Source organism: Streptomyces mabaensis (assembly GCF_053763515.1).
The window spans coordinates 58,234-83,241 of record NZ_JBSOPZ010000010.1; the positions used below are offsets into that span (position 1 = coordinate 58,234).

Annotated in this window: 27 protein-coding genes and 2 pseudogenes; 17 read left to right on the forward strand and 12 right to left on the reverse strand. The window is 70.9% G+C overall.

What is annotated here, in order from left to right; translation table 11 throughout:
* Positions 1-67: 67 nt before the first annotated feature.
* Positions 68-247 (forward strand): annotated as a pseudogene (locus tag ACWV17_RS11020) (L-serine ammonia-lyase, iron-sulfur-dependent, subunit alpha); the annotation flags it as partial.
* A pseudogene (fdhD, locus tag ACWV17_RS11025) lies at positions 241-1,094 on the forward strand (formate dehydrogenase accessory sulfurtransferase FdhD). The pseudogenes ACWV17_RS11020 and fdhD, both read left to right, overlap by 7 nt.
* Before the next feature lie 225 nt (positions 1,095-1,319).
* Here fdhD and ACWV17_RS11030 read toward each other — a convergent pair.
* On the reverse strand, positions 1,320-2,960 hold the full coding sequence (locus ACWV17_RS11030; RefSeq protein ID WP_455359499.1) for a BCCT family transporter: 1,641 nt from the start codon (positions 2,958-2,960) through the stop codon (positions 1,320-1,322).
* Positions 2,961-3,243: 283 nt separating this feature from the next.
* Between ACWV17_RS11030 and ACWV17_RS11035 the strand changes: the two genes are divergently transcribed.
* From ACWV17_RS11035 to ACWV17_RS11065, 7 genes are all read left to right on the forward strand, one after another.
* Entirely contained in the window at positions 3,244-4,104 is an 861-nt protein-coding gene (locus ACWV17_RS11035) for a HipA family kinase (RefSeq protein WP_455359500.1), read from the forward strand.
* Positions 4,101-4,484 (forward strand): DUF3037 domain-containing protein, encoded by a 384-nt coding sequence (locus ACWV17_RS11040; protein ID WP_455351839.1) that lies wholly within the window; start codon positions 4,101-4,103, stop codon positions 4,482-4,484. Before ACWV17_RS11035 ends, ACWV17_RS11040 begins: the two co-directional genes overlap by 4 nt.
* 158 nt (positions 4,485-4,642) lie before the next feature.
* Entirely contained in the window at positions 4,643-5,404 is a 762-nt protein-coding gene (fabG, locus tag ACWV17_RS11045; protein WP_455351838.1) for a 3-oxoacyl-ACP reductase FabG, read from the forward strand.
* Between the two features lie 28 nt (positions 5,405-5,432).
* The gene (locus tag ACWV17_RS11050) at positions 5,433-6,218 is read left to right on the forward strand and encodes an SDR family oxidoreductase (RefSeq protein WP_455359501.1); all 786 of its coding nucleotides are present in this window, start codon (positions 5,433-5,435) and stop codon (positions 6,216-6,218) included.
* A gap of 107 nt (positions 6,219-6,325) precedes the next feature.
* Positions 6,326-7,909 (forward strand): ABC transporter substrate-binding protein, encoded by a 1,584-nt coding sequence (locus tag ACWV17_RS11055; protein WP_455359502.1) that lies wholly within the window; start codon positions 6,326-6,328, stop codon positions 7,907-7,909.
* Positions 7,910-7,986: 77 nt separating this feature from the next.
* Positions 7,987-8,655 (forward strand): uracil-DNA glycosylase, encoded by a 669-nt coding sequence (ung, locus tag ACWV17_RS11060; RefSeq protein WP_455351911.1) that lies wholly within the window; start codon positions 7,987-7,989, stop codon positions 8,653-8,655.
* Between the two features lie 105 nt (positions 8,656-8,760).
* On the forward strand, positions 8,761-9,237 hold the full coding sequence (locus tag ACWV17_RS11065) for a hypothetical protein (RefSeq protein ID WP_455359503.1): 477 nt from the start codon (positions 8,761-8,763) through the stop codon (positions 9,235-9,237).
* A gap of 26 nt (positions 9,238-9,263) precedes the next feature.
* Here ACWV17_RS11065 and ACWV17_RS11070 read toward each other — a convergent pair whose 3' ends face one another.
* Complete coding sequence (locus ACWV17_RS11070; protein WP_455359504.1) at positions 9,264-9,710, reverse strand: hypothetical protein; 447 nt, start codon at positions 9,708-9,710, stop codon at positions 9,264-9,266.
* A gap of 134 nt (positions 9,711-9,844) precedes the next feature.
* On the reverse strand, positions 9,845-10,363 hold the full coding sequence (locus tag ACWV17_RS11075) for a DinB family protein (RefSeq protein ID WP_455359505.1): 519 nt from the start codon (positions 10,361-10,363) through the stop codon (positions 9,845-9,847).
* Positions 10,364-10,450: 87 nt separating this feature from the next.
* Between ACWV17_RS11075 and ACWV17_RS11080 the strand changes: the two genes are divergently transcribed.
* A complete protein-coding gene (locus tag ACWV17_RS11080) occupies positions 10,451-11,356 on the forward strand; it encodes a Gfo/Idh/MocA family protein (RefSeq protein WP_455359506.1) in 906 nt (301 codons plus the stop codon).
* Here ACWV17_RS11080 and lnt read toward each other — a convergent pair.
* The 7 genes from lnt to ACWV17_RS11115 form a co-directional block, all read right to left on the reverse strand.
* Positions 11,280-12,866 carry an apolipoprotein N-acyltransferase gene (lnt, locus tag ACWV17_RS11085; RefSeq protein ID WP_455359507.1) on the reverse strand — a complete coding sequence of 529 codons (1,587 nt, stop codon included), beginning with the start codon at positions 12,864-12,866 and terminating at the stop codon, positions 11,280-11,282. The genes ACWV17_RS11080 and lnt overlap by 77 nt on opposite strands.
* Positions 12,867-12,988: 122 nt before the next feature.
* Positions 12,989-13,474, reverse strand: coding sequence for a nuclear transport factor 2 family protein (locus ACWV17_RS11090; RefSeq protein ID WP_455359508.1), 486 nt, complete (start codon positions 13,472-13,474; stop codon positions 12,989-12,991).
* A 51-nt stretch (positions 13,475-13,525) separates the two neighbouring features.
* Positions 13,526-14,542 (reverse strand): aldo/keto reductase, encoded by a 1,017-nt coding sequence (locus ACWV17_RS11095; protein WP_455359509.1) that lies wholly within the window; start codon positions 14,540-14,542, stop codon positions 13,526-13,528.
* Between the two features lie 88 nt (positions 14,543-14,630).
* Complete coding sequence (locus ACWV17_RS11100; RefSeq protein WP_455359510.1) at positions 14,631-15,065, reverse strand: hypothetical protein; 435 nt, start codon at positions 15,063-15,065, stop codon at positions 14,631-14,633.
* A 115-nt stretch (positions 15,066-15,180) separates the two neighbouring features.
* Positions 15,181-15,360 carry a hypothetical protein gene (locus ACWV17_RS11105; protein WP_455351827.1) on the reverse strand — a complete coding sequence of 60 codons (180 nt, stop codon included), beginning with the start codon at positions 15,358-15,360 and terminating at the stop codon, positions 15,181-15,183.
* A gap of 157 nt (positions 15,361-15,517) precedes the next feature.
* Positions 15,518-16,390, reverse strand: coding sequence for an undecaprenyl-diphosphate phosphatase (locus ACWV17_RS11110; protein WP_455359511.1), 873 nt, complete (start codon positions 16,388-16,390; stop codon positions 15,518-15,520).
* Positions 16,391-16,486: 96 nt separating this feature from the next.
* On the reverse strand, positions 16,487-17,188 hold the full coding sequence (locus tag ACWV17_RS11115; RefSeq protein WP_455351825.1) for a TVP38/TMEM64 family protein: 702 nt from the start codon (positions 17,186-17,188) through the stop codon (positions 16,487-16,489).
* A gap of 172 nt (positions 17,189-17,360) precedes the next feature.
* On the opposite strand from ACWV17_RS11115, the gene ACWV17_RS11120 reads away from it, so the two are divergent.
* The 4 genes from ACWV17_RS11120 (at position 17,361) to ACWV17_RS11135 (ending at position 20,590) form a co-directional block, all read left to right on the forward strand.
* A complete protein-coding gene (locus tag ACWV17_RS11120) occupies positions 17,361-17,504 on the forward strand; it encodes a hypothetical protein (protein ID WP_455359512.1) in 144 nt (47 codons plus the stop codon).
* 89 nt (positions 17,505-17,593) lie between these two features.
* Positions 17,594-18,763: an elongation factor Tu gene (gene tuf / locus ACWV17_RS11125; RefSeq protein WP_455359513.1), complete on the forward strand. Its 1,170-nt coding sequence runs from the start codon at positions 17,594-17,596 to the stop codon at positions 18,761-18,763.
* Positions 18,764-18,872: 109 nt separating this feature from the next.
* Positions 18,873-19,721, forward strand: a complete 849-nt coding sequence (locus ACWV17_RS11130) for a patatin-like phospholipase family protein (RefSeq protein WP_455359514.1) — start codon at positions 18,873-18,875, stop codon at positions 19,719-19,721.
* A gap of 23 nt (positions 19,722-19,744) precedes the next feature.
* Complete coding sequence (locus ACWV17_RS11135) at positions 19,745-20,590, forward strand: spermidine synthase (RefSeq protein ID WP_455351821.1); 846 nt, start codon at positions 19,745-19,747, stop codon at positions 20,588-20,590.
* Here ACWV17_RS11135 and ACWV17_RS11140 read toward each other — a convergent pair.
* Positions 20,552-21,865: an MFS transporter gene (locus ACWV17_RS11140; RefSeq protein ID WP_455359515.1), complete on the reverse strand. Its 1,314-nt coding sequence runs from the start codon at positions 21,863-21,865 to the stop codon at positions 20,552-20,554. The genes ACWV17_RS11135 and ACWV17_RS11140 overlap by 39 nt on opposite strands.
* 42 nt (positions 21,866-21,907) lie before the next feature.
* Positions 21,908-22,972: a hypothetical protein gene (locus tag ACWV17_RS11145; protein ID WP_455359516.1), complete on the reverse strand. Its 1,065-nt coding sequence runs from the start codon at positions 22,970-22,972 to the stop codon at positions 21,908-21,910.
* A gap of 112 nt (positions 22,973-23,084) precedes the next feature.
* Here ACWV17_RS11145 and ACWV17_RS11150 point away from each other — a divergent pair, with 112 nt between their 5' ends.
* The 3 genes from ACWV17_RS11150 (at position 23,085) to ACWV17_RS11160 (ending at position 25,008) form a co-directional block, all read left to right on the forward strand.
* Positions 23,085-23,522 (forward strand): DUF4442 domain-containing protein, encoded by a 438-nt coding sequence (locus ACWV17_RS11150; protein WP_455359600.1) that lies wholly within the window; start codon positions 23,085-23,087, stop codon positions 23,520-23,522.
* Positions 23,523-23,689: 167 nt separating this feature from the next.
* Positions 23,690-24,358 carry a DedA family protein gene (locus ACWV17_RS11155; RefSeq protein WP_455351817.1) on the forward strand — a complete coding sequence of 223 codons (669 nt, stop codon included), beginning with the start codon at positions 23,690-23,692 and terminating at the stop codon, positions 24,356-24,358.
* 119 nt (positions 24,359-24,477) lie between these two features.
* The gene (locus tag ACWV17_RS11160) at positions 24,478-25,008 is read left to right on the forward strand and encodes a gamma carbonic anhydrase family protein (RefSeq protein WP_455359517.1); all 531 of its coding nucleotides are present in this window, start codon (positions 24,478-24,480) and stop codon (positions 25,006-25,008) included.

A 25,008-nucleotide genomic window follows, 5' to 3' on the forward strand; every position in this document is an offset into this window, starting at 1 on the left:
CGTCCCCACCCCGCTCCAAGGAGATCCCGGCGTGGCCCTCAGCGTCTTCGACCTCCTCTCCATCGGCATCGGCCCGTCCAGCAACCTGGGGCTGACCTGCGACCCGGTCGGCGGCCTGGTGCAGATCCCGTGCATCGAACGCAACGGCATGGCCGCGGTCAAGGCCATCACGGCCGCCCGGATGGCCCAGCGCGGCGACGGACGCCACCACGTCTCCCTCGACAAGGTCATCAAGACCATGTGGGACGGGTCACCGAGCGACGGCGCGTGCTGCGGATCCGGGACGGTGCGGTGAGCACCCGCCCGGACACCCTGGTCGCGGAGGAGCCGCTGGAGTTCCGGCTGAACGGCAAGCCGCCGGCGATCACGATGCGCACGCCCGGTGACGATTTCGCCCTCGCCGCGGGATTCCTGGTGAGCGAGGGCGTGCTCGGCGCGGCCGAGGAGGTGGCGAAAATTGTGTACTGCGCGGGCGTCACCGCGAACGACACCAACACGTACAACGTCGTGGACGTGCAGCTGGCGCCCGGTGTGCCGGTGCCGGACATCACGCTTGAGCGCAATGTGTACACCACGTCCTCGTGCGGGCCGTGCGGGAAGGCCAGCCTGGACGCCGTACGGACCATCGCCCGCCGGCCGATCGCCGATGCTCCACCGGTCAGGGTCGACACCGAGCTGCTGGCCGCTCTCCCCGGCCGGCTGCGGGCCGCGCAGCGGGTGTTCGACCGGACCGGTGGCCTGCACGCCGCCGGGCTGTTCTCGGCCGAGGGCGAACTGCTGGACCTGCGGGAGGACGTGGGCCGGCACAACGCCGTCGACAACCGATCGGCCGCGCGCTGCAGTCCGGCGAGCTGCCGCTGTCCCGGAGCATCCTGCTGGTCTCCGGCCGTGCGTCCTTCGAGCTGGCGCAGAAGGCCGTTACGGCCGGCATCCCGGTGCTGGCGGCTGTCTCGGCGCCGTCCTCGCTCGCGGTGGACCTGGCGAGGGAGAGCGGGTTGACACTGGTGGGCTTGCTGCGCGGCAGCTCCATGAACGTGTACGCGGGCGAGCAGCGCATAGCCCTGCGGGCCGCGGCCAGGGCCGCTGGGACATGAACCCTCGTCGATCAGACTTGATCCGGCGTCAGAGGGTCACGATTCGCCCGTAGCCGAGAGCTACCGCGGCCCGGGCAGACGGCCCCGGCCGGCCGCCGTGCTCCGGGCCTCGATCCGTATCGCCTCATCGTTCACGTCGACCGACATCACCGCCACGTCCGCGACGACGGGAACGACAACTCCTCCAGCCGGACTCCGCTCGTGGTCGAAGACACAGCCGTCGGTCTAGGGAACGTTGCCCGGACCGACTGCTGTGGTCTCCGTGCCGGGGCCGTGGGCGGGCTCCGGTCGCACCTGGCCGTCGGTGAGGCCGAGACGGTCACCGGATGCCACCTGGGCCGTCTTCCGGACGGCCGGGTCCTCCCGTAGGGCCTTCACCAGCGATACGCAGAGGCCGATCATGACGAACAGGAACGGGAAGGCGGCGATGATGGCTACTTGTTTGACCGCATTCAGGCCTCCGGCCAGCAGCAGGACCGCCGCCACGAGGCCGGTCAGCGCGCCCCACATGATCACCACCGGGCGGCTGGGGGTCATACTGCCGCGACTGGAGAGGATGCCCAGGACCACGGAAGCGGCGTCGGCGCCGCTGACGAAGAACAGCCCGACCAGAATGATCACGAGAACCGCGCTGAGCGTGAACCAGGGCAGGTTCTGCAGAGTGGCGAACAGGCCGACTTCCTCCCCTTCGGCCACCGCCTGGGAGAGCTTGGCGCCGTCCAGCTCCTGCTTGAGGGCAGTGCCGCCGAGGATGGCGAACCACACGACGCTGACCACGCTGGGGGCGAGGATCACCCCGATGACGAACTGCCGGACGGTGCGGCCGCGGGAGATCCTCGCGATGAAGGTGCCCACGAACGGGGTCCAGGAGATCCACCAGGCCCAGTAGAAGATCGTCCACGCGGAAAGCCATTCGCTGCCGCCGAACGCACCGGACTTGAAGCTCATCTCCGGCAGGGAAGCCAGATAGCCGCCCAGTGCCTCGGTCTGGCTGTTCAGGATGAACACCGTGGGGCCCACGATGAAGACGAACAGCGCCAGCAGTGCGGCCAGGACCATGTTGGTGTTGCTCAGCCACTGGATGCCTCGGTGGACACCGGAGACGGCGGAGATCACGAACAGCACCGTGAGCACCGCTATCAGCACCACGGCGAGTTCGGTGGAGTTGTCGACGCCCCACACCTCGTTGAGACCGCTGTTGATCTGCAGTGCGCCGAGCCCGAGGGACACGGCAGATCCGAAGAGGGTGGCGAAGATCGCCAGGATGTCGATGGCTTTCCCGGCCGGTCCGTCCACTCGGTTGCCCAGGAGGGGGCGGAAGGCGGAGCTGATCAGGCCGTTGCCGCCCTTGCGGAAGCCGAAGTAGGCCAGCGCCAGACCGGCGACGGCGTACATCGCCCACGGGTGGATTGCCCAGTGGAAGTAGGAGTACTCCAGTGCGACCCGTGCGGCGTCCTGGGTGCCGGCTTCCACCGTTCCCGGCGGCGGACTGGACGCGTGCATGATGGGCTCGCTGGCTCCGTAGAACATCAGGCCGATACCCATGCCCGCGCTGAACATCATTGCGATCCAGGACGCGGTGCTGAATTCCGGGCGATCGCTGTCCTTGCCGAGCCGGATGTTGCCGAAACGGCTGAACGCCAGCACGGCCGAGAGCAGGACGAAGCCCGCGCTGGTCAGCACGAACAGCCAGCCGAAGGAGTCGATGACCCAGGCCAACGTCGCCTCGGCCACTGCTGTGAGATTGTCGGTGAAGAACACTCCCCACGCGACGAACAGAGCGGAGAGGGTCACGGATACATAGAGAACTGACGGGTCGAGCCGACTTGGGGCCGATCCTGCTTTGCTCGTTGGTGCGGTACTCATCCAAAGCCTTCCCGAGCGAGGGTGTGGGGGATGTGTCTGGTTCCCGCGGCACCGCTGTGGACGATGCGCAATACGCAACTGTTTCTTATGAGGGAACAGAGTTCCGTTTGTGTCCCCGGACGTCAAGAGCCGTACGCTTTTCGTTGCCATGCTGGTTCGTCGGCTGTGAAGGCCCGGCCGCAAAGCCGGCGATGGTTCAGCGCGGCGTTGGCAACTTCTCTGGGGTGTGATCGGCTGAGGATGCGTCAGGGCCCAGGGGGGTCGGGCCGTATAGCCTGGGGAAATGCTTACAGAGGTCACCGCGACCCGCTACGTAACGCCGTTGCGTGAGGGCGGCTCGCTTCCCGGCATCGTCGAGGCCGACGATCTCGGTACGTACGTCATGAAGTTCACCGGGGCCGGGCAGGGACGCAAGACCCTCGTCGCCGAGGTCATCTGCGGCCGGCTCGCCCAGCGGCTCGGCCTGCGCGTGCCCGAGCTGGTACAGATGCAGCTCGATCCGGTCATCGGGCTCGGCGAGCCCGACCAGGAGGTGCAGGAACTGCTCAAGGCCAGCGGCGGCCTGAACCTCGGGATGGACTATCTGCCCGGCTCGATCGGCTTCGATCCGCTGGCTTATGAGGTGGACCCGCTGGAGGCGGGCCGCGTGGTCTGGTTCGACGCGCTGATCAACAATGTCGACCGCTCCTGGCGCAACCCCAACATGCTGGTCTGGCACGGGGCGGTGTGGCTGATCGACCACGGCGCGACCATGATCTGGCACCACAACTGGCCCACCGCGCAGGCGGCCGCGGCGAAGCCGTACAACGCCTCCGACCATGTCCTCGCTCCCGTCGGCCCCGATGTCGCCGCGGCCGCCGCCGAGCTCGCGCCGCGGGTGACCGAGGAGCTGCTGACCGGGATCGCGGCCGAGGTGCCGGACGAATGGCTGGTCGACGAGCCGGGCTTCGAGAGCACCGACGCGCTGCGCCGCGCCTATGTCGAGGCGCTGCTGCCGCGCGCGGCGACGATCCACACCCGGATCACGCTGGGTGCGCCGCGGAAGGACAAGCCGTCGCAGGCCCCGGGCTGGCTGACCGAGCACCGGACGCCATGGCCGCACAAGAAGAAGGACGACGACACGGACGGCGGCAGCGGCGAGTGAGCGAGCGGGACGTTTTCGAGTACGCGCTGCTGCGCGTGGTACCCCGCGTCGAGCGCGGCGAGCAGTTCAACGCGGGCGTACTGGTCTACTGCCGGGCGAAGTCGTTCGTCGCCGCCCGCACCTACCTGGACGAGGCGAAACTCCGGGCGCTGGACCCGCAGGCGGACGTAGCGGGTGTACGGGCCGCCCTGCGCGCCGTCGAGGGTGTCTGCTGCGGCGGGCCGGAGGCCGGCCAGGCGGCGGCCGACGACGCGGGGCGGCGGTTCCGCTGGCTGATCGCGCCGCGCAGTACGGTCGTCCAGCCGGGCCCGGTGCACACCGGGCTGACCGCCGACCCGGAGGCCGAGGTCGAGCGGCTGCTCGACCTGCTGGTGCGCTGAGACGTACCCGGGAGTGTCACAGGAGCCGTGGGCCGTTGACACCGAGTGCCAGGGCTTCTAGCGTCTCGTCTGCTGAAGCGACTAAGCGGTTGCTCACCGATCGGCCGCGCAGCGGAGCGCATCGGCGGGAGCCGCACCCAAGGGCGAGGAGAACCAGCATGTCCACCACCGAGCAGCGCGTCGCGATCGTGACCGGGGCCGCGCGCGGCATTGGCGCCGCCACCGCCGTACGGCTGGCCGCCGAGGGCCGCGCCGTGGCCGTACTCGACCTCGACGAGGCGGCCTGCAAGGACACCGTCGAGAAGATCACCGCGGCGGGCGGCAAGGCCATCGCCGTCGGCTGCGACGTCTCCGACAGTGCCCAGGTGGAGGCCGCCGTCGCGCGGGTCGCCGCCGAGCTCGGGGCTCCCACCGTCCTCGTGAACAACGCGGGCGTGCTCCGCGACAACCTGCTCTTCAAGATGAGCGACTCCGACTGGGACACCGTGATGAACGTGCACCTGCGGGGCGCGTTCCTGATGTCGCGCGCCTGCCAGAAGCACATGGTGGAGGCGAACTTCGGCCGGGTCGTCAACCTGTCCAGCAGCTCGGCCCTCGGCAACCGGGGACAGGCGAACTACGCCGCAGCCAAGGCCGGGCTCCAGGGCTTCACCAAGACCCTCGCCAAGGAGCTGGGCAAGTTCGGCATCACCGCCAATGCCGTGGCCCCCGGCTTCATCGTCACCGAGATGACGGCCCAGACCGCCGAGCGCGTCGGGATGGGATTCGAGGACTTCCAGGCCGCCGCCGCCACCCAGATCCCCGTCCAGCGGGTCGGCAGGCCGGAGGACATCGCCAACGCGATCGCGTTCTTCACCGGCGAGGAGGCCGGCTTCGTCTCCGGCCAGGTCCTGTACGTGGCCGGCGGCCCCCTCAACTGACGCGCAGCAAGGGATTGGGGACATCATCATGACTGAACAGGCACAAACACAGGCACAGACCCCTGCGCCGGACAGCGGCAAGGTCGCGCTCGTCACGGGCGCCAGCCGCGGTATCGGGTACGGCATCGCCGAGGCGCTGGTCGCCCGCGGCGACCGGGTCTGCATCACCGGGCGTAACGAGGACGCGCTGAAGGAGGCCGTCGAGCAGCTGGGCGCCGACCGGGTCATCGGCGTGGCCGGCAAGGCGCATGACGTGGCGCACCAGGCCATCGCGGTGGAACGCACCATGGAGGCGTTCGGGCGGGTCGACTTCCTGGTGAACAACGCCGGGACGAATCCGGTCTTCGGACCGATCGCCGAGCTCGACCTGGACGTGGCGCGCAAGGTCTACGAGACCAACGTGATCTCGGCGCTCGGGTTCGCGCAGCAGACCTTCAAGGCCTGGCAGAAGGAGCACGGCGGCGCGATCGTCAATATCGCCTCCGTCGCCGGTATCTCCGCGTCGCCGTTCATCGGCGCGTACGGCATGAGCAAGGCGGCGATGGTCAACCTGACCCTCCAGCTGGCCCACGAGATGGCGCCCCTGGTGCGGGTCAACGCGATCGCCCCCGCCGTGGTGAAGACCAAGTTCGCCGAGGCGCTGTACGAGGGCCGGGAGGCGGAGGCGGCGGCCGCCTATCCGCTGGGCCGGCTGGGCGTCCCGCAGGACATCGGGGGCGCGGCCGCGTTCCTCACGTCGGACCAGTCCGACTGGATTACTGGACAGACGCTGGTCGTGGATGGTGGCATCTTCCTGAACGCTGGCGTCGGCTGACCGGTTTAGGTACGTATTGTGGCAAGTGCCCCGCCAATCCTGCCCGTTGTTCCGGCGGGGCACTGCGGTATGGTCGGCCGACCCATGGCTGATCGAGGAGCGTGCACGTGTTCAACCGGACCAGACGCCTGCAGACTGCTGCGGCCCTTGCGTCCATATCCCTGCTCACCGGGTGCGGCCTGCTGTCCGACAGCGGCAGTGAAACCGAGCAGAAGATCACCGTCGGTACGACCAGTGCGCCCAGCACGCTCGACCCTGCCGCGGCGTGGGACGATTCATGGGAGTTGTACCGGAATATCTACCAGACTCTGCTGAGTTTCCCGACCGGAAGCACCAAGCCGCAGCCGGACGCCGCCAAGAGCTGCAAGTTCACCGACGCGGCCAACGAGTCCTACCGATGCGATCTGCGGGAGGGCCTGAAGTTCTCCAACGGAGAACCGCTCGACGCCGCAGCGGTCAAGCACTCCATCGACCGGATCACAAAGATCGACTCGAAGAGCGGCCCGAAGGCCCTCCTGAGCAGCCTGGAGCGGGTGGAGACAAGCGGGGAGCTGACCGTCGTCTTCCATCTGAAGACGCCGGACGCGACCTTCCCCTTCGTCCTCGCCACGCCAGGTGCCTCCCTCGTCAGTCCCAAGGACTATCCGGCGGACAAGCTCCGCGAGGACGGGAAGATCACCGGGTCCGGCCCGTACGTTATGGAGTCGTACGAGGAGGGCGCCAAGGCCGAGCTGGTGAAGAACCCTGCGTACGAGGGCTTCGCCGAGCGGAAGAACGACGCCGTCACGATCCGCTACTTCAAGGATTCCGAGGGCATGACCTCGGCGCTGAAGAAGAAGGAGATCGACGCCACGTACCGCGGACTCACGGCGGAGGCAATCGAGGAAATGCAGGGGCCGCAGTCCAAGGACAGCGGCATCCAGCTGATCGAGACGGTCGGTGCCGAGATCCGTTTCCTGGTCTTCAACCCCAAGGACCCCGCCGCCAAGAACCCGGCCGTCCGCAAGGCCGTCGCCCAGGTCGTCGACCGGAACGCGCTGATCTCGAAGGTCTACCAGGGCACGGCCGAACCGTTGTACTCGATGGTCCCCAAGGGCGTCGCGGGACACACCACGCCGTTCTTCGACACCTTCGGCGAGCCGGACGTCGCCAAGGCGAAGAAGACCCTGCGGGACGCGGACATCACCGAGCCCGTGGAGCTCACCCTGTGGTTCACCACGGACCGGTACGGATCCTCCACCGCGGCGGAGTTCGCCGAGCTCAAGCGCCAGCTCGAGGCCAGCGGACTGTTCAAGATCACCCTGCAGAGCCGCCCCTGGAAGGACTTCCAGGCCGGCTACAACGATGGCGAGTACCCGGTGTTCGGCCGCGGCTGGTTCCCGGACTTCCCGGACCCGGACAACTTCATCGCCCCGTTCGTCGGCCCGGAGAACGCGGTCGGTACGCCGTACGAGGTGCCCGAGATCACCTCGCAGCTGCTGCCGAAGTCACGCCGGGAGAGCGACCGCGGAGCCGTGAGCGAGGAGTTCAAGCGGGCGCAGGAGATCCTCGTCGAAGACGTCCGGCTGCTCCCGCTGTGGCAGGGCAAGCTGTACATCGCCGCGCAGGAGGACATCGCCGGCGGGGAGCGCGCACTCGACCCGCAGACGGTCATGCAGATGTGGGAGCTCTACCGCAAGACCAGCTGGTAGGGCCGGTTGTCAGTGGTCGCCGGTAGGTTCTGGGGACAAGAACTGATCGCACCCCGGAGGTTGTTGACGTGACCGACATGCTGCCCGAGTCCTGGCTCGGCGTCCTTGGTGAGGAACTGGACAAGCCCTACTTCAAGGAGCTCACCGAGTTCGTGGAGAAGGAGCGGGCGAACGGTCCCGTCTACCCGCCCCGCGAGGAGGTCTTCGCGGCCCTGGCGGCGACGCCGTTCGACCGGGTCAAGGTGCTGGTACTGGGCCAGGACCCGTACCACGGGGAGGGGCAGGGCCACGGGCTCTGCTTCTCCGTCCGGCCCGGTGTGCGGACGCCTCCGTCCCTGCGCAACATCTACAAGGAGATGCAGGAGGAGCTGGGCCACCCCGTCCCGGACAACGGCTACCTGATGCCCTGGGCCGAGCAGGGAGTCCTGCTGCTCAACGCGGTGCTGACGGTGCGGGCCGGCGAGCCCAACTCGCACAAGGGGATGGGCTGGGAGAAGTTCACGGACGCGGTGATCCGCGCGGTGGCCTCCCGGCCCGACCCGGCGGTCTTCGTCCTCTGGGGGGCGTACGCCCAGAAGAAGCTGCCGCTGATCGACACCGAACGGCACGTGGTGGTGAAGGGAGCCCACCCCTCGCCGCTGAGCGCGAAGAAGTTCTTCGGATCCCGGCCGTTCACCGCGATCAACGAGGCCATCGCCGCGCAGGGCCACGAGCCGGTCGACTGGCGCATCCCGAACCTGGGCTGACCGGTGCAGTGCCGCCGGGGCCGTGCCCGAGCCTGAACCGGATTGTCAGTGCGTCCGGCTAGCGTCTGGATCATCGGACCTGGCGTACGGCCCCGGGAGGCAGCAGTGATCGAGCAGCAGGAGTCGTCGGAAGACGCCGTCATGACCCGGATCGGACAGGCGATCATGCTGCTGCACGGCGGCGACCGCGAGGAGGCGCGCAACCGCTTCGGCGCGCTCTGGTCGGAGATCGGTGAGAACGGCGATCCGCTGCACCGCTGTACTCTCGCCCACTACATGGCCGACACCCAGGACGATCCGGCCGATGAGCTCGCCTGGGACCTGCGGGCGCTATCGGCGGCCGACGGGCTGAGCGACGAGCGCGTGGCACAGCACCACGCCACGCTCGCCGTGCGCGCCTTCTACCCCTCGCTCCATCTCAACCTCGCCGCCGACTATGTGAAGCTCCAGCGCCCGGACGCCGCCCGGGTCCACCTCGACCGGGCGCGGGCGGCGACCGGCACCCTGGGGGACGACGGGTACGGCAACGGCATCCGCGCAGCCATTGACCGGCTTCAGGCGCGCCTGGAGGGCGCCCCGTAGGCCATGCAGGCTCTGCGGTGCGGGGATCAATTCCCGTAGGCGTCCCGGCAGATACGGCTCTCCTGGCTGTCCGCCCGCCAGCCCCCGTACTGCCGGCCGAGGGCGCAGACATCCACCGTCTCCACCGGCAGGGACGGCAGCACGCGGCGCGGGGTGCGGGTGGTGCCGTCCGGCGTCTCGGTGCGCGGCGGACGTGGGCGCACGGGGGCGGAGGTGGGTTCGGGCGGCGGGTCTGCCGGGCGGGAGGTCACGGAATCCGGCGCAGGGGCCTTCCGGGGCTCCGGAGACTTCGGAGCGGAGTCCAGCGCTTCGCGGGCAGGGGCCTGTACGAGCTTCGGCTCGTCCTCCCGGGTGAGCCGCGGCTCGTGGCGGACCGGGACGGTGGAGGGAGCCGGATCCACGCTCACACAGCCGGAGACGGCCGAGACGGCCAGCCCCAGCAGGAGCGTCGTGGTGGTTCGGGTTCGGTGCACCCGCGCAACTCTGCTGGTCGCGGGACCGGTCCAGGGCCCGGCGAGCGGAAATGCCCCCGCACGGGTGAAAGGGGCACTCGCCGGTCGACCCGACTACTCGCCGGTCACCGCCGACTACTCGCCCGTCGGCCGGACTACTCGCCCGTCACCCCGTCGATCTGCTCTCGGATGAGGTCCGCGTGGCCGTTGTGGCGCGCGTACTCCTCGATCATGTGCGTGTACACCCAGCGCAGGCTGAACAGCTCACCGGTCCGGCGTTCCTCGCGTGCGGTGAGGTCGTCGAGCTTGCGGGTCGCGGCGATCTCGCGGGAACGGGCTATCTCGGCCTGCCAGGTCCCCTCGGCCTCCGCCCAGGTGTCGCCCTCGGAGAGATGGAATTCGCCGTCCGGGTCCGCCTCGCTGTAGTAGATCGGCGACGGCTCCTCGCCGGCCGTCACCACGGCGAACCAGTGCCGCTCGACCTCCGCCAGGTGCCGCACGAGGCCCATCAGGGAGAGGGCCGACGGCGCGAGCGGCGTCCGCCGCAGCTGTTCGTCGCTGAGCCCCGCGCACTTCAGGGCCAGCGTGGCCCGGTGATAGTCGAGCCACCCGTCGAGCATCGTGCGCTCGTCGGCTGAGGGGAGGGGCTCTGCTCGCTCGGATGTCGTCGTCATGGCCGTCATCCTGGTCGAACACCCAGGTCACCGCCACGGATTAAGCTGCACAGGACGAGGGGACGGCACTACGACAGGGAGTCACTGGTGAAGGTCGGCTGCATCGGACTCGGCGACATCGCGCAGAAGGCCTACCTGCCCGTCCTCACCACCCGGCCGGGCGTCGAACTGCACCTGCAGACCCGGACCGCCGGGACGCTGGCCAGGACGGCGGACCATCACCACATCCCCGCCGCGCAGTGCCACACCACTCTGGACTCCCTGCTCGCCGCAGGCCTGGACGCCGCGTTCGTGCACGCGCCGACGGATGTGCACCCGGAGATCGTCACCCGGCTTCTCGAGGCCGGTATCCCGACCTACGTCGACAAGCCGCTCGCCTACGAGATCGACGACTCCCGGCGGCTGGTGGAGCTCGCAGAGCAGCGCCGCACCAGCCTCGCCGTCGGCTTCAACCGCCGCTACGCGCCCGGCTACGCGCAGTGCGCCGAGCACCCCCGTGAGCTGATCCTCATGCAGAAGAACCGGGTCGGCCTGCCCGAGGATCCGCGCACGCTGGTGCTCGACGACTTCATCCACGTCGTCGACACCCTCCGCTTCCTGCTGCCCGGCACGGTGGACCACGTCGATGTGCGGGCCCGGATCCGCGACGGACTCATGCACCATGTCGTGCTCCAGCTCTCCGGCGACGGCTTCACCGCCCTCGGCACGATGAACCGCATGAGCGGCTCCACCGAGGAGATCCTGGAGGTCTCCGGCCAGGACACCAAGCGCCAGGTTCTCAACCTCGCCGAGGTCGTCGACCACAAGGGCCAGCCGACCGTCCGCCGGCGCGGGGACTGGGTCAGCGTGGCCCGCCAGCGCGGAATCGAACAGGCCGTGCTCGCCTTCCTGGACGCCGTACGGGCCGGAAAGGTGCTCAGCGCCCGGGACGCGCTGCGGACCCATGAGCTGTGCGAGCGGGTGGTACGGGCGGCGCTGGAGCAGGCCGCCTGAGCGTGCGTACGCCGTCGGCCACGCCGAGCACGGCCAGGACGGCCAGCGCCCCGTAGACCGCCCAGTCGCCCAGCCCGACGTACGGCGTCGTGCCGCGGGCCAGCGGAATCTCGTACACCGCGGCGGCACTGCGGTCCGTGCCCAGCGGGGCACCCACCCGCTCGCCGCGCGGCCCGTACACGGCACTGATCCCCGTCAGCGTGGCATGGACCATCGGGCGGCCGGTCTCGGCAGCCCGCAGCGCGGCCAGCGAGGCATGCTGCTCGGGCGCCCAGCTGCTCTGGAAGGTGGAGGTCGCCGACTGGGCGATCAGCAGCTGCGCACCGTCGCGGGTCAGCCGCCGGCTCATGTCGGGGAACGCGGACTCGAAGCAGACCAGCGGGCCCACCCGCAGGCCCTCCTCGCCGGGCAGCCGCATCACGACGGGAGCCGTGCCGCGCCTGCGGTCCTCGGCGGCCGCCTCGCCGACCGAGGTCACCCAGCCCAGCAGCGAACGGGCCGGGATGTACTCGCCGAACGGGACCAGGCGCATCTTGTCGTACCGGTCCCCGGTCGGCCCGCCTGGACCGACGAGCACCGAGCTCTTGAAGATGCCGGGCCGGTCCGAGCGCCGGGCGTCCACATTCACCAGGACCGGGGCCCCGACCTCGGCGGACAGGGCCGCCGTGCGCCGGGCCAGATCGGGCCGCTCCGCCAGATCCGCCCCCACACTGCTCTCGCCCCACACCACCAGGTCGAGGTCCTGCCCGGCCAGCGAGCGGGTCAGCTCCTCACCGCGCGCGAACCGGCGCTCCGCGCCGCCCGCACCGTTGATGACCCCCGGCTGGACCACCGCGACCCGGCTGAGCCCGGACGGCTCGGGGCGCGGGGCCCAGACCCAGATCCCGGCCACCGCGACCGCGCAGACCACCAGCGCCGACACCGCCGCTATACGCGCCGATTCCACCGCAACCAGCACTACGACCACGGTGTTCAGCGCGACCACCAGCAGGCTCACCAGCCACACCCCGCCGACCGAGGCAGCCCGGAGTGCGGGCGCGACCTCCCACTGGCTGGAACCGATCAGGCCCCAGGGCCCGCCCAACCCCTCCCACGACCGGACCAGTTCGGCCATCAGCCAGCCGGACGGCAGCACGACCACAGCCGCGGCCGCCCGGAGCGGCGAGGGACGCCCGCCCAGCATGTGCCGGACCAGCCAGCCCCAGGGCGCCCACAGCAGCGCCGGCAGAGCCGCCAGGACCACGATGAACACATGCAGGTTCGGCAGCAGCCAGTGGTGGACGGCGAGCATGAACCCGAGGCCGCCGAGCCAGCCGTCCAGCGCCGCGCGCCGGCCCGAGCCGGCCGAGCGGGCCAGCAGCATCCACGGCACCAGCGCGACGTACGCGAACCACCAGAGCGACGGGGCGGGGAAGGCGAGCGCGGGCAGCGCACCGGCCAGGAGCGCGGCCGCCGCGCGCCACCACCGGTTGGTGAGGTGCCGCTGCCGCCGCTCGGCCGGAACCCGCATGGCGCTGCCTCCTCGTGCCGCCCCGCCGGCCGCTTCTTCTTCCCCGTGCGGGGACTTCCAGTGTGGGGGAGCGCGGCGATCAACGACAGGGGGCCTGTCACCGGCGCGTGCGCCGCGGCGCGTCAGCCCGCGCCGAGCGCCTCCTCCGTACGGCGCCACTTCTCGTGGACGACGACCTTCGCCAGCCGCCAGCCGTCGTCCGTACGCACGAGGCCGAACGCGTACCGGCCGCCCGAGACGAAGTTAGGCGCCGTGGATCCGCTCGCTCCGTCGGCCGCTCCGCCCTCCAGGCGCATCGGGTTCACATAGTCGGCCTGGACTTCTGCGCTGTCGGTGTAACCGCCCTGGTCCTTCAGGCGCAGCCGCCGGTTCACGATCAGATGCTGGCGCACCGGGAAGAACAGCATCGTCTCCGCCAACCAGCCCGCCACATCGGAGGCGGGCCCCTCGACGCCCCCCGCCGACCGGTAGTCCGCCCGCCCGTCCGGGGTGAAGAGGGCCCGGTAGGCGGTCCAGTCGCCGTCGTCCACGGCCACCGCGTAGCCGGTGATCACCGCATCGATGGCCAGTCGGTCCAGCACGGTCGCGAGTTCCACACGCTGCGTCATCGGCTCAGTGTGGGACACACCGCGCCCGACGCCAAGGGCCGTGCGGCGCGCTCACTCCCCCGAGGGGATCTTCACCCCTCCCGTGGCGCAGAGCCGGTCGATCTCGGCCAGTTCGCCGGCGTCCGGCTCCGGCGCGTCGAGCGCGCCGAGATTCTGCTCCAGCTGGCGGACACTGCTCGCGCCTACGAGTACGGAGGTGACCCGCGGGTCGCGCAGCAGCCAGAGCAGTGCCAGCTGGGCCAGCGTCCGGCCGCCCCGCCGGGCGAGGTCGTCGAGCGCCCGCAACAGCGCCAGCCGGTTCTCGGTGAGGGTCGTGCGTTTGAGGTAGCGCCCGGCGGCCATCCGCGAACCGGCCGGCACCCCCCGCAGATAGCGGTCGGTGAGCTGACCCTGCGCCAGGGGGGAGAATGCGATCAGACCCGCGCCCGCCTCGTCGGACGCGGCGAGCAGCCCGCCCTCGACACCGCGCTCCAGCAAGGAGTACGGGTGCTGGTTGATCAGCAGGGGCGTGCCGAGCTTCCGCAGGATCTCCGCCGCCCGGGCGGTCTGCTCCGGGCTGTAGTTCGACAGCCCGGCGTAGAGCGCCTTCCCCTGCCGTACGGCGGTGTCGAGCGCCCCCATGGTCTCCTCCAGCGGGGTGTCCGGGTCCGGCCGGTGCGAATAGAAGACGTCGACGTACTCCAGACCCATCCGCGCCAGCGACCGGTCGAGGCTGGCGAGCAGGTGCTTGCGCGATCCCCACTCGCCGTACGGTCCCGCCCACATCTCGTTGCCGGCCTTCGTGGCGATGAACAGCTCGTCCCGGTACGGCCGGAAATCCGCCCGGAAGTGGGCGCCGAAATTGCTCTCGGCCGAACCGAACGGCGTCCCGTAGTTGTTAGCCAGGTCGAAGTGGGTGACGCCGAGGTCGAAGGCCCGGCGCAGCACGGCACGCTGGTTCTCGCGCGGGTCCCCGTCACCGAAGTTGTGCCAGAGCCCGAGCGAGATCCGGGGGAGCAGCACACCGCTGCGCCCGCAACGCCCGTACGGCATCGTGCTGTAGCGGTCCGCGGCGGCGGTGTAGGACATGAGCGACCACTCCTGTGGGTTGGTCCGGTCCGGTCGGCTTCCGGGATGTCACCCGGGCCAGGACAGGACCGTACCCGCAGACCGCCAGTCAGAACTGGGCGCGGTCCCCGATGTACCGGGTCGTCTCGCAGGCCGTGCGCCGGCTGCCCTTGAATCTGACGCACAGTTCGGTGTCGGTGCCGGTCTGCATGCCGGCCCAGGTGTAGCTGAGCGTGCTGCCCTTGCGGGTCGCGACCGAGGTGTCGAAGTGCTCCCCGTTCCAGTACAGGGACACCTGGCGCGACCTGGTCCCCTTCGGCGGGTTGGTCCAGATCCCGGTCACGGAGTTCCAGCCGTTGCGTCCGTCCAGGCGGATGCAGATCTGCGGCCCCGAGAAGTGGTGGGTGCAGGCGCTGCTGTCCGCCGCCGCCGGACCGGCGGCCGGCAGCACCGACGCCGCCGCCAGTACGACGGCGACGCCGGTGGCGCGATACGCGGCGGGGGTACGGGAGGTACGGGACGCAAGGGCTCGGGGGCGCGGCATGCGGGACCTTTCCGAACGGACGGGAGGCGACGGGACGCCATACGGCAACCGGTCCAACGCCGCCCCCGGATCCCGCGGCACGCCCGTGCGGCCCACATCACCCGCCCGGAGCCCCTCAGTGCGCCGCCGACGCCTCGCGCTGCCGTACGACCACCAGGAACGCGTCCGACTCGAGGTCCATGACCACTTCCGCGGGGACGCCCTCCCGGAGCCGGTCTGCGGCGTACTCCTCGGCCGGCCAGCTGCCCCGCGGGCTCCCCGCGGGGAATCGCTCCAACACCACTCGGCCGGTCATCCGGCACCCCCAGCCACGTTCATCTCCAACGGCTCACTCGCGAGCCGACCACACAGGGACAACGACGTTCCGCCCGGTGGGGAACGATGCGGACGGGACCGGCCCGGAGCCGAACCGTGGCCCGCCCAGGACACAACGGTGGGGGAGGAGCGGCCCGTCAGCCCGCCGACTCGCCCGCGTGCGGGCTGAGCGTGTCCGTACCGACGAGCACGAAGATGAGGATGCCGAGCAGGATCCGGTAGATCACGAAGGGCATGAAGCTCTTGGTGGTGATGAACTTCATGAACCACGCGATCACCGCGTAACCGACAAAGAAGGCGATGACCGTCGCGAAGACCGTCGGCCCCCAGGAGACGTGCCCCTCGCTCACGGACTTCAGCTCGTACGCCCCGGAGGCCAGCACCGCCGGAATCGCCAGCAGGAACGAGTAGCGGGCGGCCGCCTCACGGGTGTAGCCCATCAGAAGGCCGCCACTGATCGTGGCACCGGACCGGGAGACGCCCGGGATCAGCGCCATCGCCTGGCACACACCGAAGATCAGGCCGTCCCGGACACCCAGGTCCTTCAGCGTCTTGCGGTCCCTGATCGCCCGGTGCTTGCCGCCGGCCTCGTCACGGGCGGCCAGCCGGTCGGCGATGCCGAGCACGATGCCCATGAGGATCAGGGTGGTGGCGATCAGCCGGAGGTCGCGGAACGGCCCCTCGATCTGGTCCTTGAGCGTGACGCCGAGCACACCGATCGGGATGGAGCCGACGATGACGAGCCAGCCCATCTGGGCGTCGTGATCACTGCGCATCGCCTTGTCGGTCAGCGAGCGGCACCAGGCCGAGACGATCCGGGCGATGTCCTTGCGGAAGTAGATCAGGACCGCGGCTTCCGTGCCGATCTGGGTGATGGCGGTGAACGCCGCCCCCGGGTCCTCCCAGCCCGCGAAGGCCGCGGTCAGGCGCAGATGTCCACTGGAGGAGATCGGCAGGAATTCGGTGAGACCTTGGACGAGGCCGAGGATGAATGATTCGAACCAGCTCATGTCGGGGTGCGCTCGTCCTTGTGATCGTCGGGCAGTTCGCTCAGATGCTATGGCCCGTACGAAGACTGAATGACCGTAGGGTCCCCCTGGAGCCCGTTACCCCGAACGGAGGCGGTGCCTTTTGCGCCAGGCGATCACCAGTGCGGCCAGGCCGGGCAGTGCGATGAAGCCCATGGAGATCAGGAACACGGGCGAGGTCGGGGTCGAGGCGCGGCTGCCCGCCACGACGTACGCGGCGGTGTTCGGGATCGATCCGAGGCCGGTGGCCAGCAGAAACGGCAGCCAGCCCATCCGCGAGACCGCCGCGCAGTAGTTGGCGGCGGCGAACGGCACACCCGGGAAGAGCCGGACCGCGAGCATCGAGCGGAAGCCGTGCCGGCTCAGCTGCCCGTCGGCGGCTTTCAGCCAGCGCGCCCGCAGCAGCGGCCGCAGGGCGTCCTGGCCGAGCGCGCGCCCGAGCCCGAAGGCGATACCCGCACCGAGCACGGTGCCGGCGAGCGCGGCCACCAGACCGAACTGCGAACCGAACAGTGCGCCCGCGGCGAGGTTCAGCAGCGGGCGCGGCACGAAGGCGGCGGTGCACAGCCCGTACAGGGCGCCGAACAGCAGCACCCCGGCCGAGCCGCTGATCTGCGGCGGCAGTCCGTCCGCGAGCAGCCGCTGCGGCTCGAACAGCAGGACCGTCACCGCGGCGGACGCGAGGAGGACCAGGAGCAGTGAGAGCCGGGACCACGGGGAGAGCAGCGCCCGCGCGCAGCGCACGGTGAAGCCGGCGGGTTGGAGGGCGGGGTCGAGCATCCGGGGAGACTAACCGACAATCGGATGTGATCGCCGTAATGTCCGCCTCATCGGACCGTCGGCCGTGACAGCCCGGCGCCGCGCGTCAAGTGAGCTTGCCGACACCCTCAAGCCGCTGCGGCCGTACGGAAATTCGGTCGACGCGCCGCAGCGGGTCGGCCATGATCGGCGCATGTCCCGGTACGCCTTCCCCGCAGCGCCGTCCGCAGTCGCGGACGCGCCGAAGGCTGCCGTGGTCCTGGCAGTCGCCGCGTACCTCGCGGCGTTCCCCGCGGCATTCGCCGCCGCAGCGCCCTTCGACGGCGCCCGAAGCTGACCCTTCCCGGATCGTCCGGCGGACCCCACAGGGGGAGGGTCGGCAAGGCCCAGGGGTCCCTCACCGCTTCGAGTTCCGAGGAAGGAACCATGCCCAAGACGGCATACGTGCGCACCAAGCCGCACCTGAACATCGGCACCATGGGCCACGTCGACCACGGCAAGACCACCCTGACCGCCGCCATCACCAAGGTCCTCGCCGACCGCGGCGCGGCCTCCTTCGTCCCGTTCGACCGCATCGACCGGGCGCCCGAGGAGGCGCAGCGCGGGATCACCATCAACATCGCGCACGTCGAGTACGAGACCGACACCCGCCACTACGCGCACGTCGACATGCCCGGGCACGCCGACTACGTCAAGAACATGGTCACCGGCGCGGCGCAGCTCGACGGCGCGATCCTCGTCGTCTCCGCGCTCGACGGGATCATGCCGCAGACCGCCGAGCACGTGCTGCTCGCCCGCCAGGTCGGCGTCGACCACATCGTCGTCGCCCTCAACAAGGCCGACGCGGGCGACGACGAGCTGACCGACCTGGTCGAGCTGGAGGTCCGCGAGCTGCTCTCCGCCCACGGCTACGGCGGCGACGCGGTGCCCGTCGTACGGGTCTCCGGCCTCAGGGCGCTGGAAGGCGACCCGCGCTGGACGGCCTCCGTAGAGGCGCTGCTGGACGCCGTCGACACGTACGTACCGATGCCGGTGAGGTACACCGACGCGCCGTTCCTGATGCCCGTCGAGAACGTGCTCACCATCACCGGGCGGGGCACGGTCGTCACCGGAGCCATCGAGCGCGGGACGGTGCGGGTGGGCGACCGGGTGGAGGTGCCGGGAGCCGGGACCGAAACCGTGGTCACCGGGCTGGAGACCTTCGGCAAGCCGATGGACTCCGCCGAGGCCGGCGACAACGTCGCGCTGCTGCTGCGCGGGGTGCCGCGTGACGCCATGCGCCGCGGGCACGTGGTGGCGGCGCCGGGCAGCGTGGTGCCCAGCCGCCGGTTCACCGCCCAGGTGTACGTCCTGTCGGCCCGGGAGGGCGGGCGGACCACCCCGGTGTCCACGGGCTACCGGCCGCAGTTCTACATCCGTACCGCGGACGTCGTCGGCGACGTCGACCTCGGCGAGGCGGGGGTCGCCCGGCCCGGGGACACGGTCACCATGACCGTGGAGCTGGGCCGGGACACGCCGCTCGAGCCGGGCCTCGGTTTCGCGATCCGTGAGGGCGGCCGCACGGTCGGCGCCGGCACGGTGACCGGTCTGCTCTGAGCGTCCGGTCACCGTGCCGCGGACGGCCCTTGTCCCGACCCGGGGGTGGGAGGGACAAGGGCCGTCCGTCACACTGCTGCCACCTGTACGGACGACGGAGGGCGGGGCGATGGGCGACACGGCACTCGTGCTCGGCGGGGGCGGACTCACCGGCATCGGCTGGGAATGCGGCATCCTGCACGGCCTGAGCGAAGCCGGCGTGGACCTCGGCACCGCCGACCTCGTGGTCGGCACCTCCGCCGGCTCCATCGTCGGCGCACAGCTCACCTCCGGTCTGCTGAACACCCGTGAGCTGTACGAGCGTCAGCTCATCGACCCGGCCGGCGAGAGCCTGGCCCGGCTGGGCACCGGCCTGATGGCCCGGTACGCGTGGGGAGTCCTGCGCTCCCGGGACGCCGCGGGCTACGGCGTGCGCATGGGTGCCATGGCGCTCGCCGCCCGTACCCCCGAGGAGTCCGAGCGGCGGGCGGTCATCGCCGCGCGGCTGGTCTCGCACGACTGGCCGGACCGCCGCCTGGTCGTCACCGCCGTCGACGCACTGACCGGCGAATTCAAGGCGTTCGACCGGGACAGCGAGGTCGGCCTGGTCGACGCGGTCTCGGCCAGCTGCGCGGTGCCCGGCGTCTACCCGCCCATGACCATCGGGGACCGGCGCTGGATCGACGGCGGCATGCGGTCCTCCGCCAACGCGGACCTGGCCGCCGGACACGGCCGCGTGGTGATCATCGCCCCCATCTCCGTCGGCGGCGGCCCCATCGCCTCCGCCCGCGCCCAGGCCGCCCGCCTCGCCGCCGAGGGCGCGCGAGTGGTGCTGATCACCCCGGACCGCGCCGCCCGTGCCGCCTTCGGGCGCAATGTGCTGGACCCGGCCCGCCGGGCGCCCGCCGCGCGGGCGGGTCTGGCCCAGGCCACCGCGCACGCCGAGGAGGTCGCGGACATCTGGCCGGACACCCCCTAGGCCGGGGCGCGCACAATGGTGCGGTGAACGAGCCGATACCGGTGACCCGGGACGTGGACGGGGGCACCGCCAAGCTGATGCCCGATGTGGATCTGCCGCGCGCCTGGCTGCTCACGGTGGACGGGGCGCCGCAGTCGTACGTGGACCTGGACGCGCCGACCCACCTGGAGTTCGAGTACGCGCAGCGGCTCGCGCACGTCGTGGACTGCGCCGCGGACGAGGGCGCGCCGCTGGACCTCGTTCATCTCGGTGGCGGGGCGCTCACCCTGCCCCGGTACGTGGCCGCGACCCGGCCCGGTTCGCGGCAGGACGTGGTGGAGGCGGACCGCGGGCTGCTGGCGCTGGTCGCCGAGCATCTGCCCGTACCGGACGGTGCCGGGATCAGCGTGCACTGCGCCGACGCGCGGGAGTGGCTGGACAGCGCCCCGGCGCGCTCCGCCGACGTGCTGATCGCCGACGTCTTCGGCGGCTCGCGGGTCCCCGCCCACCTGACGTCGGTCGAGTACGCGCGGGCCGCGGAACGGGTGCTCCGGCCGGACGGCGTCTACGCCGCGAATCTCGCCGACGGCGCGCCCTTCGGGTTCCTGCGCTCCCAACTGGCCACCTTCGCGGCGGTGTTCGAGCAGCTGGCGCTGATCGCCGAGCCCGCCGTCCTGCGCGGGCGGCGCTTCGGCAACGCCGTACTGCTGGCCTCGCACACGGAGATCGACATCGCCCCGCTGGCCCGCCGCACCGCGGCGGACGCCTTCCCGGCGCGGGTCGAGCACGGTGCGGCGCTGGCCCGCCTCCTCGGTGACGCGGGCCCGGTACGGGACGCGGAAGCCGTCCCGTCACCCGAGCCGCCCCACGGTTCCTTCGGCATCGGCTGAGACGGCTGCAGCGGCCGCGGCCGCCACGGGCACGTGCTTCGTACGGCGGGTCAGTTGCCGTACCTCGGGCACTAGGAGCACGGCCGCCGTGGCCAGGACGACCAGCCCGGCGCATCCCCACAGCGCCTCTCGGCGCCCGAACACGGACTCCGCCGGGCCCGCCAGCGCGGTGGCCAGCGGCACCATGCCGACCGAGCCGAACCAGTCGTACGCGGAGACCCGGGAGAACTTCTCCTCGGGGATCTCCTGATGCATCGTCGTCATCCACGAGACGCCGAACACCTCGATCGCCACTCCGCTGACGAACATCACGGCGGCCAAGCCGCCCACCGGCAGCGGGATCGCGAGCGCGGCCGAGGGCAGGGCGAGCGGAAACACGCAGAGCGTTCCGGCGAGCAGCAGGCGGCGCGGCCTCCAGCGCATCATCAGCAGCGCGCCGCCGAGGGTGCCGACACCGAACGCGGCCAGTGCCAGGCCCCACGGGCCGGCGCCGCCGAGTTCGTCCCGGGCGACCAGCGGTCCGTACACCGACTCGGCGGCCGCCACCACGGCAACGACCACCGAGAACTGCAGCACGATGGTCCACAGCCAGGTCCGGCCGATGAACTCGTGCCAGCCCTCACGCAGATCGGCGAGCATGCCGCCGCCGGGCGCGCGGGACGGGATGTGGCTGACGTCGAGAAAGGCGCGCAGCAGGCCGGCGGCTGCGAAGGCGGCGGCGTCGACGGCGAGGACCCAGCCCGGCCCGATGGCCGCGATCATCGCGCCGCCGAGCGCCGCGCCTCCGATGCCCGCGCCGTGCATGGCCATCCGGAACAGGGCGAAGGCGCGGCCGGCCTGTTCACCGCTCACGCTGGCGAGCAGCATGCCCTCGGCGGCCGGGCTGAAGAACGCCTGGCCGGTGCCGCCGAGCGCGGTCAGCAGCATCATCTGCCACAGCTGCGGTTCGCCGGCCAGCACCAGCAGCGCGAACACCGCCTGGGAGACGCAGTTGAGGGCGTTGGCGGCGACCATCACCCGGTGCCGCGGCAGCCGGTCGGCCAGCGCGCCGCCGACCAGCAGGAAGAGCACGAGCGGCAGCGTGCGGGCCATGGCCACCAGACCCACGTCACCGCCGTCGCCGCCCGCCTGCAGAACCGCGAACGCCGCCGCGATCAACGCACCATGGCTGCCCAGGTTCGTCACGACCGCGGCGGCGGTCAGCAGGGTGTAGTTGCGGCCAGCCCATTCGGGGCGTCGGCGCGGGCGGCGGGGTGCGGCGGCAGGAGGAGTCACCTAGGGACTATCCACGCCGCCTCCCCTGATTCCAACCGGATTTCAGCTCGTGGTCAGCCGCACCGTGCCCAGGATCTTCTGAATGGTCGCGTCGGGCACCTCGTCCTTGACGCCCTTGGCGGCGTAGAGCACCCAGGTCGAGAAGTCGCCCTTGGCGGTCTTGAACGTGAAGGCGATCGACTTGCCGTCCGTGTCGCACTTGGTCTTCTTGTCGACGCCGGGGGCGGTGGCCGTCACCACGTGGCCCGAGAGGCCGGACGTGCTGGTGAAGGGCTTGGCCGGGGTCAACTTGACCGTGCCCTTGGGCATTTCCTGGGCGTATGCGCCCCAGACCCAGGTGCCGGCCTCGTTACGGGCGGCCTCCGCGGTGTTCTTGGCGCCCTGTCCGCCCTTGGTGCCGGTGCCGGCGAGGGCCGTCTCCTCCGTGTTTCCGTCCTTGTCGGAATCGTCGGTGCACCACTTCTCCTGGAGGAACGCGGGCGCCGACATGGTGATCATGGGTGCGCCGTCGTCCTTCTTGGCGTCCGCGAAGCCCGAGTAGGTGTCCGGCGTCTGCACGACCCACTCCGGCGGAACGTCGAAGGCCGTTCCGTACTTGGGGTTCACCACGACCTTCCAGCCCGCGACGAGCGGCTTCTCCGCTCCTGTGCTGCCGTCGCGGGGGTTGGCGGCCGGGGACGAGGGTGTGTCCTCGGCGGGCTCGGACGGAGTCGCCGACGGCTTGCCGTCACCTCCGGCGGTGGTCTTCCCCTCGTCCTTGAAGACCAGGAAGCCGGTCACCGCCGCGGCCACGACCACGGCGGCCGCCGCGACGATCGCCACGGTGGCGGTCTTCCGGCCGCCGCCGCCCTGGGGCGGCTGAGGCGGACCGAGGGGAGCCGTCGGGGCGCTCCACTGCTGGTTCGGCGGCTGCTGGTACGGATTGGGCTGCTGCGGGTAGCCCGGCTCCTGCCCCGGGTAGCCCGGCTGCTGCTGATAGCCGGGCTGCTGCTGGTAGCCGGGCTGCTGATACGGATTCGGCTGCTGGTAACCCGGCTGCTGGTACGGATTCGGGTTCTGGTCCTGCGGGTTCTGCTCGCCCCCGGGCGGCTGCTGTCCTGGCCACATGGCGAGTAACGATAGAGGTGCGCCGCCCCACGGGCTACGGCCGCCCCTCTGCACCGGGATGGCCAACGCGTCTTACTGGTGGGTAACATCCTGGGCCATGAGCGCAGACCAGATGACGATCGGCGAGATGCTCGCCGCCACGGTGCCGATGGCCCGCACGCTGAACCTCGAATTCCTCGAGACCACCCCGGAGCGCGCGGTGGTCCGGATGCCGGACCAGCCCGACTTCCACAACCACGTCGGCGGACCGCACGCCGGCGCGATGTTCACGCTGGCGGAGTCCGCGAGCGGCGCGATCGTCCTGGCCGCGTTCGGTGACCAGCTCACGCGCGCCGTGCCGCTCGCCGTCAAGGCCGAGATCGGCTACAAGAAGCTCGCCATGGGCGTCGTCACCGCCACCGCGACGCTCGGCCGCCCGGTGGCCGAGGTGGTCGCCGAGCTCGACGCGGGCGGCCGTCCGGAGTTCCCCGTGACCATCGCCATCCAGCGCGAGGACGAGGCCGTGACGGGTGAGATGACCGTCGTGTGGACCCTGCGCCCCCATTCCTGACCAGCGGCGTACGGCGAGGCGTCCCCGCCCGGGGGACGCCTCGCCGCGTTCGGGGGACCGGCGGCGCGTTCGTCGGCCGGCGTCCGGCACGCGACCGGGTAGGCTGCCCGCCGTGCGCCGCCGCGGCGCGCGAGGGGCCGAGGCCCATCGAGCGGGAGGAACCGGCGTTGCACATCCAGGAGTGGCTCGAGACCGTCCCCGCGGTCAGCATCTACATCCTGGTGGGGGTGGTCATCGGACTGGAGAGCCTGGGTATCCCGCTGCCGGGTGAGATCATCCTCGTCAGCTCGGCCCTGCTCGCCTCCCAGCACGGGGACGTCGATCCGGTGATCCTCGGCACCTGCGCCGTCGCCGGCGCGATCATCGGCGACTCGATCGGTTACGCCATCGGCCGCAGGGGCGGCAAACCGCTGCTGGCACGGCTCGGCCGCCGATTCCCCAAGCACTTCGGCGAACAGCACATCGCCATGGCCGAGCGGTCCTTCGAGAAGTGGGGCATGTGGGCCGTCTTCTTCGGCCGCTTCGTCGCCCTCCTGCGGATCTTCGCCGGACCCCTGGCCGGCGTACTGCGCATGCCGTACTGGAAGTTCGCCATCGCCAACGTGCTGGGCGGCATCCTCTGGGCGGGCGGCACCACCGCCGTCATCTACTACGTGGGAATCGTCGCCGAGGCCTGGCTGAAGCGGTTCTCCTGGCTCGGCCTGGTGCTGGCCGTACTGATCGGTGTCACCTCGATGCTCGTCCTCAAGAGCCGCGCGAAGAAGGCGGCGGCGAAGGCCGGGCCGGTGCCGGAGCAGCCGGCGCCCGAGCGTGAGCTCGCCCGCGCCGCGGACTGAACCGGCCCACGGTCCGGCCCAGCCGCCCACCGGCCTACCGTCCGACCCGGAAGCCGGTGATCTCGGGGCATCCCTTACCGTGCCGGTAGGCGCGACGGAGGAACAGCGAGGAGCAGGCCATGGCGGAACAGGCGTTGATTGCGGGCGTGGGCGGCAAGGATCCCGACATCGCCCCCGAGGCGTTCGCCGCCCCGACGTCGGTCGTGATCGGCGAGGTGACGATGGCGGCGGGTTCGAGCGTCTGGTACCACGCGGTGCTGCGGGCCGACTGCGGGCCGATCGTCCTCGGCGCCGACAGCAACATCCAGGACAACTGTACGGTTCACGTCGACCCCGGCTTCCCCGTCACCGTCGGCGCGCGGGTGTCCGTCGGGCACAACGCCGTACTGCACGGCTGCACCGTCGAGGACGACGTCCTGGTCGGCATGGGGGCCACCGTGCTCAACGGCGCACACATCGGCGCCGGCTCCCTGATCGCCGCGCAGGCGCTGGTGCCGCAGGGGATGCGGGTGCCGCCGGGCTCGCTCGTGGCCGGCGTACCGGCGAAGGTCAAGCGGGAGTTGACCGATGAGGAGCGCGAGGGCATCCGGCTCAACGCCGCGATGTACCTGGAGCTGGTCAAGGGCCACCGCGAGGCCCTCGGCGGCTGA

Bases quoted from the DNA above. Each gene is read 5' to 3' on its own strand.
- ACWV17_RS11115 (WP_455351825.1), bottom strand. From the start codon at position 17,188: ATGCTCGACCCCGCCCTCCAACCCGCCGGCTTCACCGTGCGCTGCGCG.
- ACWV17_RS11160 (WP_455359517.1), top strand. From the start codon at position 24,478: ATGGCGGAACAGGCGTTGATTGCGGGCGTGGGCGGCAAGGATCCCGAC.
- ACWV17_RS11035 (WP_455359500.1), top strand. From the start codon at position 3,244: ATGCTTACAGAGGTCACCGCGACCCGCTACGTAACGCCGTTGCGTGAG.
- ACWV17_RS11100 (WP_455359510.1), bottom strand. From the start codon at position 15,065: ATGCCGCGCCCCCGAGCCCTTGCGTCCCGTACCTCCCGTACCCCCGCC.
- ACWV17_RS11030 (WP_455359499.1), bottom strand. From the start codon at position 2,960: ATGAGTACCGCACCAACGAGCAAAGCAGGATCGGCCCCAAGTCGGCTC.
- ACWV17_RS11075 (WP_455359505.1), bottom strand. From the start codon at position 10,363: ATGACGACGACATCCGAGCGAGCAGAGCCCCTCCCCTCAGCCGACGAG.
- ACWV17_RS11050 (WP_455359501.1), top strand. From the start codon at position 5,433: ATGACTGAACAGGCACAAACACAGGCACAGACCCCTGCGCCGGACAGC.
- lnt (WP_455359507.1), bottom strand. From the start codon at position 12,866: ATGCGGGTTCCGGCCGAGCGGCGGCAGCGGCACCTCACCAACCGGTGG.
- ACWV17_RS11090 (WP_455359508.1), bottom strand. From the start codon at position 13,474: ATGACGCAGCGTGTGGAACTCGCGACCGTGCTGGACCGACTGGCCATC.
- ACWV17_RS11095 (WP_455359509.1), bottom strand. From the start codon at position 14,542: ATGTCCTACACCGCCGCCGCGGACCGCTACAGCACGATGCCGTACGGG.
- ACWV17_RS11120 (WP_455359512.1), top strand. From the start codon at position 17,361: ATGTCCCGGTACGCCTTCCCCGCAGCGCCGTCCGCAGTCGCGGACGCG.
- ACWV17_RS11105 (WP_455351827.1), bottom strand. From the start codon at position 15,360: ATGACCGGCCGAGTGGTGTTGGAGCGATTCCCCGCGGGGAGCCCGCGG.
- ACWV17_RS11150 (WP_455359600.1), top strand. From the start codon at position 23,085: ATGACGATCGGCGAGATGCTCGCCGCCACGGTGCCGATGGCCCGCACG.
- ACWV17_RS11130 (WP_455359514.1), top strand. From the start codon at position 18,873: ATGGGCGACACGGCACTCGTGCTCGGCGGGGGCGGACTCACCGGCATC.
- tuf (WP_455359513.1), top strand. From the start codon at position 17,594: ATGCCCAAGACGGCATACGTGCGCACCAAGCCGCACCTGAACATCGGC.
- ACWV17_RS11145 (WP_455359516.1), bottom strand. From the start codon at position 22,972: ATGTGGCCAGGACAGCAGCCGCCCGGGGGCGAGCAGAACCCGCAGGAC.
- ACWV17_RS11110 (WP_455359511.1), bottom strand. From the start codon at position 16,390: ATGAGCTGGTTCGAATCATTCATCCTCGGCCTCGTCCAAGGTCTCACC.
- fabG (WP_455351838.1), top strand. From the start codon at position 4,643: ATGTCCACCACCGAGCAGCGCGTCGCGATCGTGACCGGGGCCGCGCGC.
- ung (WP_455351911.1), top strand. From the start codon at position 7,987: ATGCTGCCCGAGTCCTGGCTCGGCGTCCTTGGTGAGGAACTGGACAAG.